The organism is Mycobacterium sp., assembly GCF_049673265.1.
Lineage (GTDB): Bacteria > Actinomycetota > Actinomycetes > Mycobacteriales > Mycobacteriaceae > Mycobacterium.
Map to the genome: position 1 here is coordinate 1 of NZ_JBATXN010000029.1, position 7,929 is coordinate 7,929.

Below are 7,929 nucleotides of genomic sequence, written 5' to 3' on the forward strand. Positions count from 1 at the left end.
GACTGCTCGTCCGGGTTGCCGGTGATCGCGTCGGGCAGCGTGCGTTTGGGCTCGCCGCCTTGTCCGGTACGCGGATAGGGCAACGGCAACGGCGGGAGGCCGGGCTGACCCTCCCCCGGGTCGACGAGCTGCGACGGCAACAACACATTGGGATCAAGTCCCAGATCCGAGAACGCGGCGTCGATGAACGGCTGAACGAATTGGCCCGGCGCCAAGTTCACCAATGACGCCTTGAAGAACGGACCCGATCCCAGCACCTCGCCGAACGACATCGCGTATCGCCGAAGCAGATACAACGTGCGCTGCAGCTCTTGCTTGCGGTTGTCCAGGATTCCCAGCACCCCGTTGAGCTTGTCGAGCGCGGGCTTGAGCTGCGTCCGGTTGTCATTGACGAGACCGGATATCTGCCGCGATGCCGCGGTGAGGTTGGTCATCAACGCGTCGACGGAATTCCGTTGCGTCAGAAGCTCGGCCAGCAGCGCGTTGGCGTTGACGACGAGCTTGGCGATCTGATCGCTGCGCTTGCCCAGCACGGCGGTGACCTTGTTGGCGTCGCCCAGCAGATTACGCAGCTGCGCGTCGCGGCTGTCGAGGACGTCAGAGAACCGGGCCACGCCCTCCAGCGCGACCTTCAGGTCGGGCGGCGTGTCCTTGAAGGTGTCCGCCAACGTGGTGAGCGCCGAGGACAGCTTCGCGGTATCCAAAGCGCTGATCGTGCTGGTCAAATCGCCTAGCGCAGTGGGAAGGTCGTACGGAGAATGGGTCCGCTCGACCGGGATCGTGCCGCTGAGCTTGCCGTCCCCCCGCGGAGTTATCTCGAGCATTTTCGTGCCGAGCACGGTCTCGGTCTTAATCGACGCCTCGGTCCGGTCGCCCAGCGCAACATTGTCGTCGACGGTGAACTTGACCAGCACCTTCGTCCCGTCCAGTTTGACGCTGGAGACCCGACCGACCGAAAGGCCCGACACCCGTACATCACTGCCCGATTTGATGCCCCCGGCCTCGGTGAAGTACGCGGAGTAGCCGGACTTGCCGTTGACGAAGGGGATCTTGTTGTAGGAGAAGACGGCGACCACCAAGGCGACCACGATCGCTATGCCGACCACACCGACCGCAATCCGGTTGCGCTCAGCCAGCGGCTTGATGTTGGGGCGTTTCAGCTTGGCCCTCAATGTGGTTGTTATCGAGGTCATTTGGGTAAGCACCGTCCCGTCGTCTGGCTCACCAGCTTGACGAACACGGGCTGACCGTTCTTTCCGTTGACCTTCAGAATCGCGTCACAGAGGTAGAACCCGAAATAGTCCCCGTAAAGCCCGTTGCGGGCCAGCACCTGATAGGCGTCGGGAAGTGTCTTGACCAGATCGTCGACGTAGTCGTGATCGGCTTCGATCTGCCCGGAGACCCGATCCGTCTGCACCACGGTGTCCTTGATCGGTTGGCGGGCAGTCGTCAGCAGATCGGCGACGGATCCGGCCGCGGCATTGATGTAGGCCACCCCTTTGGTGATCTCGGTCCTGCGGTCGGAAAGCGCCTCAACGATTTTGGACAGCTTGTCCAATCCCTCAGCGAATTGACCGTCATGGGTGGCGAAGGTGTGCAGCACCGTGTTCAAGTTGGTGATCACCTCGCCGATCAGCTTGTCCCGGTCGGCCAGCGTGGTGGTCAGTGCAGAGGTCTGGGCCAGCACCGACGAGATGGTCGCTCCCTGGCCCTGAAACACCCTCAGCAGTTGGCCGGACAGCGCGTTGACCTGATCGGGGTCCAACGCACGAAACAACGGCCGGAATCCGCCGATCAGCGCGTCGACGTCAAGCGCAGGAGACGTCCTGGCCAACGGAATTCTCTGGCCGGGCTCCAGCTTTCGCGTCGAACCGGGCCCGTCTTCAAGCGACAGGTACCGATCGCCGATGAGATTCTCGTAGCGCACCGCGGCCTTGGTGCCGTGGGTGAGCGTCAGTCCCCTGTCGACGCCGAAGTCGACGGTGACGGTTCCGTCCTGGTTCAACGCGAGATGATTGACCTTCCCCACTTCGACGCCGGCAATCCGGACGAAGTTTCCCCCTTTGAGGCCCGACACGTTCGAGAACACCGCGCTGTAGGCGACCCGTGGCTCAAACCTGAACTGCCCAAAAACTGTTACCAGGATGAACGTGAAGATAAGGCTGAAGACGGTGAACAGCACCACCCGCATCGTGGCGCGAACGGTGCTGGTTCTCATGGCTTCTCCTTTCTCTCCTCGGGCGTCAGGGTGGGGGTGGTGGGGGCGCTTGCGGCGGCGGGTAATCCGGCGCCCCGTAGGGGGGTTGGCCGGGGTAGGCCGGCCACGGGCCGGGTGCCGGAGCGCCAGGGTAACGGATTCGAGGCGGCTCGGGCGTTCCCTTGGTGACCGGGAAGTAGTTGTTGTAGCCGGGGAAACCGATGCCCGGGTTGGGCCGAATATCAAGACCGGTTCCAAAGCCGGTGTCGGTGACCAAGTACTTGACCGGGAAGTTTTTGCTCACGTCCGGCAGCGAGCCACAACTCGGCCTGCCACCCGGACCGCCGTGCGCATTCACGACGGGCAGGTTATCGGGGTAGCGGTATGGATCGTCGCCGAAGAGCAGCGCCGCATCCATGATGACGGATTTGCCGTTGCCGCCCAACGCACTTTTACCGCCGTGGTCCAGGAACCACTGGGCGCCTTGGAACAAGCAGGTGTAGGTGGGCGAGTAATGCTCGAGCAGGTCGGTGGTCGGCACGAAGAGGTTCATCGCGCCGATAAAATTCTGCTGATTCGGGCCGAGCGTGTTGATCCCTGTTTGAGCAAACCCGATCGACGCCAGGAGCAACTCGTCCAGCGCCTTCGCGTTTTGCTTGATGGTCACGCTGGTCGTCGAGAACGAATCCAGCAGCGACAAAATGTCCTGTGCCGCATTAGAATACGCCTGCGTGGTTTGACCGAAGAGCTGCCAGTCCTGCCGGATGGTGGGCATTCTCGGGTTCACCGTCAGCAGCGCTTGATTGCCTTCGGTGATCGCCTGCCCGATGCGATCACCCTTGCCGCGCACTCCTTCCGCGACCGCCGAGAGCACCCCGTTCAGCTTCGCCGGGTCGATGGCGTGAACGATCGCCTGCAGGTTCTGGAACACGGTGTTGACCTCGACGGTCACATTGCGACTGTGCAACACGGCGCCCGCTGCCAACGGCCGAGGGTTGGCGCCGCTGGACGGAACGATGAGATCAACGTATTTGGCACCGAAAGCGGTGCTGGACTTGATTTCCGCCTCGATGTTGCTCGGCAGGTACTTGAAATCTTTCGGAGCGATCTTCAGTCGCAACTTCGAAAGATTCGTACCGGCCGAATCGGCATAGGCGTCTACCGACGCGACTTCGCCGATCTGAACGCCGCGCAACTTCACCTTTGCGCCGTCCTCCATTACCAGGCCGGCTCGGTCCGAAATCACAGTGAGCGGAATGGTTTCCCGTAGCGTCCCGGAGAACGTCATTGCGGTCAGCGTGCTCAACGCCACGACCACCACAAGCAGCACCGGTGCCCACCAGATTGGATCAATACCCCCCCGCCGGGGCGAATTACTCATCGCCGTCACCCCGACAGATGGAAGTTTCCGGACTGCCCGTATACCGACAGCGTGATGGTCAACAGGATGAAAACCCCGGCGGTGATCGAGGTGCGAACCGCACGGCCGACCGCCTCGCCGACCCCGGCAGGCCCGCCGGTGGCGGTGTAGCCGTAGTAGGTGTGCACCGCCATCACGGCGGCCGCCATCGCCAGCGCCTCAGCGAACGACCACAACAAATCCGTCGGGTGCAGGAAAGACGAGAAGTAGTGGTCGTAGACGCCACGCGACTGGCCGTAGATGATCGTCGTGCCGAACCGAGTCGCCAGGAACGACATCAAGACGGCGACGGTGTAGATCGGAATGACCGCAAGCACTCCCGCCACGATGCGGGTCGACGCCAGATAGGTGATCGGCCGAATGGCCATCGCCTCCAACGCGTCGATCTCTTCGTTGATGCGCATGGCACCCAGTTGCGCCGTCGCCCCGGCGCCGATGGTGGCGGCCAGCGCCACGCCGGCGGTGGCCGGCGCGATAAAGCGGACGTTCAAAAACGCACCGAGAAAACCGGTCAGAGCTTCGATCCCGACATTCGACAACGTGTTGTAGCCCTGCACTGCGATCAAAGCGCCGGTGGTCAGCGTGAGGAATCCGACGATGACCACCGTGCCACCGATGACGGCCAACGCCCCTGTGCCCATCCCCATTACGGCGATCAGTCGCAGCACTTCGCCGGGATAACGCCGGACAGCGTCGACGGTGGCTCCTAACGCATTGCCGTAGAACGCCGTCTGCTCACCGACCGTGCGGATGTTGTCGATCAGCCTGTCGAAAGTCCGGCCCAAGCGCGAAGGCTCCAGGTCCGGTTCTGCCCTATTGCCGGTCCTGGAAGCAAACTTGCGCATGCTCGGGCTGCCCTGCTCGGACTTGGCGAATTGTCGCCGGGTCGCGGCGCGCGTCACGGCGACACCTTCACGCCGAACGCGGTGGCCAAAATGTTGATCAGAAACAAGGCCATGAACGCGAAGACCACGGTCTCGTTGACGGCGTTGCCGACCGCAGTCGGTCCTCCACCGACGGAAAGCCCTTTGTAGCAGGCGATCAGACCGGCCGAAAGACCGAAAAGCATTGCCTTGACCAGAGATACGATCACCTGCGGCAGGCCGGTGAGCAACGTCATACCGAACACGAATGCACCCGGTGTGACGTGCTGGACGAACACCACGAAAAAGTAACTGCCCGACAGGCCAACGACCGCAACCACCGAATAGAGCATCAGCGCAACGAATGTCGCGGCAATCACCCGCGGCACCACCAGGGCCTGGACGGGGTTGACACCGATGACCTTCATCGCGTCGATCTCCTCCCGAATCGTCCGGGCGCCCAGGTCAGCGCACATCGCGGTTGCTGCCGCACCGGAAACGACGATCGCCGTGACGACCGGACCCACTTGCGTGATCGAGGCAAGCGCGGCGCCCGCACCGGACAGGTCACCGGCACCGACCTCGATCAGCACGATGTTCAGCGTGAACACGATCAGCACCGTGTAGGGGATCGACAACACGACCGTTGGCACGATCGACACCCTGGCCACGAACCAGATCTGGTCGATCAGCTCACGCCAGGCGAAGGGTCGGCGGAACGCGGCGGCGAAAGTCTCGCCGGCCAGCACAACGAAATCGCCCACCGCGACGGCGGGCTTGGACCATGCGACCCGTGAACCGGTCGGGCGCGGTAGCAGTGCTGACACCGTTTACCCTCGCTGCCAAATTTGCTGAAGTGCTTGATGCACCAACACCGGATGCCGTCGGACCGGGATCAGTACGTCATGGCGGGTCGCGAAAGACGTTTGCCCGCTCGGCCGATAGTCGATACGGCTCATCGCGCTCCTTTGTCCAACGGGGGAAAGTTTGGGTCACCCTGCTATCTGCAGGCATGGACCCGTGCGACCGCGCGACATCGATGCCGCCAATTGAGCGCACACACAGACCACGCCGGAAACTTACGGATACGACGCTTTGGCTGCGAGGGTTCGGATCAACCAGAAGAAATCTGACCAGCGGGATATCAGGGCTGGGCCGAACGGCTGAAAAGCCGCGATGGCTATAGTGGAGCTATGCAATACCCCGCACAGCTGCGCCTTGTCCCGTCGCGCTGCCTCGTCGTGCACTGTTGTTGCTGTTGTTGTTGATTTCCTGACGCCCAATGGCGCTGGATGGTGCGTCGCACCGGCTCAGCCCCGTGGCGCTAGCTATTCCGACCGAAATGGCCATAGAGTTCGAGATTAGCTGGATGGCCGACAAGCCCTGGTCCGACATCGTTGGAGACGGAGATAAGTGAGTATCGCCGAGGACGTCACGCAATTGATCGGGCGCACGCCCCTGGTCCGGTTGAACCGGGTCACCGACGGCGCGGGCGCCGATGTTGTGGCAAAGCTGGAATCGTTCAACCCGGCCAACAGCGTCAAGGATCGCATCGGGGTGGCCCTGATCGACGCCGCCGAGGAAGCGGGCCTGATCAAGCCGGACACCGTCATTCTGGAGCCGACCAGCGGCAACACCGGCATCGCGCTGGCGATGGTGGCCGCGGCGCGCGGGTATCGGATCACGCTGACCATGCCCGAGACGATGAGCGTCGAGCGGCGCAAGCTGCTGCACGCTCTTGGCGCCGAGCTCGTCCTCACGCCCGGATCGGAGGGCATGCCGGGTGCCATCGCCAAGGCCGAAGAACTGGCCAAAAACGATGAAAAGTATTTCATCCCACAGCAATTCGAGAACCCGGCCAACCCGGCGATCCACCGCAAAACCACAGCCGAAGAGGTGTGGCGCGACACCGACGGCAAGATCGACTTTTTCGTCTCCGGGGTGGGCACCGGGGGCACGCTTACCGGTGTTGCCCAGGTCATCAAGGAACGCAAACCCTCGGTGCAGTTCGTGGCCGTCGAACCGGCTGCGTCGCCGGTGCTGTCCGGCGGGCAGAAGGGGCCCCACCCGATTCAAGGCATCGGCGCCGGGTTCATCCCGCCGGTGCTGGACATGGATCTGGTCGACGAGGTCATCACCGTCGGTAACGACGACTCGATCAACCTGGCCCGCCGCCTTGCCCGCGAGGAAGGGCTGCTGGTCGGCGTCTCGTCGGGCGCGGCAGTGGTGGCCGCCCTGCAGGTCGCCCGTCGCCCCGAGAACGCCGGCAAGCTCATCGTCGTCGTTCTCCCCGACTTCGGCGAGCGCTACCTGAGCACCCCGCTATTCGCCGACATGACCGATTAGCCATGTTCGCGGAGATTCGGCGTGACATAGCGGCAGCCAGGCAGCGCGATCCGGCCGCCCCCACCACGCTGGAGGTGATCTTTGCCTACCCGGGCGTGCACGCGATCTGGGGTCATCGGATCAGCCACTGGCTGTGGAAACGCGGCGCAAGGGTGGCTGCACGCACGCTCGCCGAACTCACCCGCATCCTGACCGGGGTCGACATCCACCCGGGCGCGACGCTGGGCCCCGGCCTGTTCATTGACCACGCGACCGGCGTGGTGATCGGGGAAACCGCGGAAGTGGGCGAGGACGTGATGCTCTATCACGGCGTCACGCTCGGTGGTAGCGGCAGAGACACCGGCAAACGGCATCCGACGATCGGTGACCGGGTGACTATCGGCGCCGGAGCCAAGGTGCTTGGCGCGATCAAGATCGGCGACGACAGCCGCATCGGAGCCAACGCCGTCGTCGTCAAGGAAGTTCCGTCCAGCGCTGTGGTGGTCGGGGTCCCCGGACAGATCATCAGCCGGGCCAGGCCGGGCACCGAGGATGACTCGATGATGCCCGATCTAGTGGGCGTAAGCCTGCAGTCGTTGCTCACCCGAGTGGCCACACTGGAGACCCAGAACGACGGCGATGCCCAGACCGGCCGCGTCATCCGGCCGCCCGAAGCGGGAGTCTGGCACGGCGAGGACTTCTCTATCTGAGCAGCTCGACAGGACAACCGCACTGTTCTGGACGATGATGGATCGATGCGACTGCCTCTCATGCTCGCCACCGTCGCCGCCACCGTCGGCCTGGCCGTGGCCGTACCGGCGCTAGCCGACCCGGGCGATCCCCCTCCCAGCCCCGTCCCCGATGATCCGGCTGCTGACGCTCACTTTCTCGACTCGCTGCAACAAGCGGGCATGACCTATCGCAGCGGGCCGGACGCCGTCGCGGCCGGCAGAATGGCCTGCGACATGATGATCTCGGGGCGATCGGAAAAGGACGTCGTCGATGAGCTGTCGATGCGCAACCCAGGATTGAACAGCGGCGGCGCCATGCGATTCGCGGCGCTCGCCGCGAGCGCTTACTGCCCGGACTACCTGAGCAAGTCGAGCGTGCACACCACCCAGCCG

Annotated in this window: 8 protein-coding genes; 3 read left to right on the forward strand and 5 right to left on the reverse strand. The window is 63.5% G+C overall.

The annotated features are described in order from the left end of the window. The 5 genes from WBF82_RS00870 to WBF82_RS00890 form a co-directional block, all read right to left on the reverse strand. A partial coding sequence (locus WBF82_RS00870) for an MCE family protein (protein WP_424381219.1) occupies positions 1–1,193 on the reverse strand: 1,193 nt, incomplete at its 3' end. After that, the gene (locus WBF82_RS00875; protein WP_424381220.1) at positions 1,190–2,218 is read right to left on the reverse strand and encodes an MCE family protein; all 1,029 of its coding nucleotides are present in this window, start codon (positions 2,216–2,218) and stop codon (positions 1,190–1,192) included. The genes WBF82_RS00875 and WBF82_RS00870, both read right to left, overlap by 4 nt. A gap of 25 nt (positions 2,219–2,243) precedes the next feature. After that, the gene (locus tag WBF82_RS00880; protein WP_424381221.1) at positions 2,244–3,578 is read right to left on the reverse strand and encodes an MCE family protein; all 1,335 of its coding nucleotides are present in this window, start codon (positions 3,576–3,578) and stop codon (positions 2,244–2,246) included. A gap of 5 nt (positions 3,579–3,583) precedes the next feature. Continuing rightward, a complete protein-coding gene (locus tag WBF82_RS00885; protein ID WP_424381225.1) occupies positions 3,584–4,462 on the reverse strand; it encodes an ABC transporter permease in 879 nt (292 codons plus the stop codon). A 53-nt stretch (positions 4,463–4,515) separates the two neighbouring features. Continuing rightward, positions 4,516–5,298 carry an MlaE family ABC transporter permease gene (locus WBF82_RS00890; RefSeq protein ID WP_424381226.1) on the reverse strand — a complete coding sequence of 261 codons (783 nt, stop codon included), beginning with the start codon at positions 5,296–5,298 and terminating at the stop codon, positions 4,516–4,518. Between the two features lie 595 nt (positions 5,299–5,893). Between WBF82_RS00890 and cysK the strand changes: the two genes are divergently transcribed. The 3 genes from cysK to WBF82_RS00905 form a co-directional block, all read left to right on the forward strand. After that, a complete protein-coding gene (gene cysK / locus WBF82_RS00895; RefSeq protein ID WP_424381222.1) occupies positions 5,894–6,826 on the forward strand; it encodes a cysteine synthase A in 933 nt (310 codons plus the stop codon). A gap of 2 nt (positions 6,827–6,828) precedes the next feature. Then, a complete protein-coding gene (cysE, locus tag WBF82_RS00900; protein WP_424381223.1) occupies positions 6,829–7,515 on the forward strand; it encodes a serine O-acetyltransferase in 687 nt (228 codons plus the stop codon). Positions 7,516–7,560: 45 nt separating this feature from the next. Then, positions 7,561–7,929 (forward strand): DUF732 domain-containing protein (locus tag WBF82_RS00905; RefSeq protein ID WP_424381224.1); only part of this gene is annotated, 369 nt, incomplete at its 3' end.

What these genes read in the sequence shown, in the direction of transcription:
- WBF82_RS00880 (WP_424381221.1), bottom strand. Translation starts at nt 3,578, where the DNA reads ATGAGTAATTCGCCCCGGCGGGGGGGTATTGATCCAATCTGGTGGGCA.
- cysE (WP_424381223.1), top strand. Translation starts at nt 6,829, where the DNA reads ATGTTCGCGGAGATTCGGCGTGACATAGCGGCAGCCAGGCAGCGCGAT.
- WBF82_RS00875 (WP_424381220.1), bottom strand. Translation starts at nt 2,218, where the DNA reads ATGAGAACCAGCACCGTTCGCGCCACGATGCGGGTGGTGCTGTTCACC.
- WBF82_RS00885 (WP_424381225.1), bottom strand. Translation starts at nt 4,462, where the DNA reads ATGCGCAAGTTTGCTTCCAGGACCGGCAATAGGGCAGAACCGGACCTG.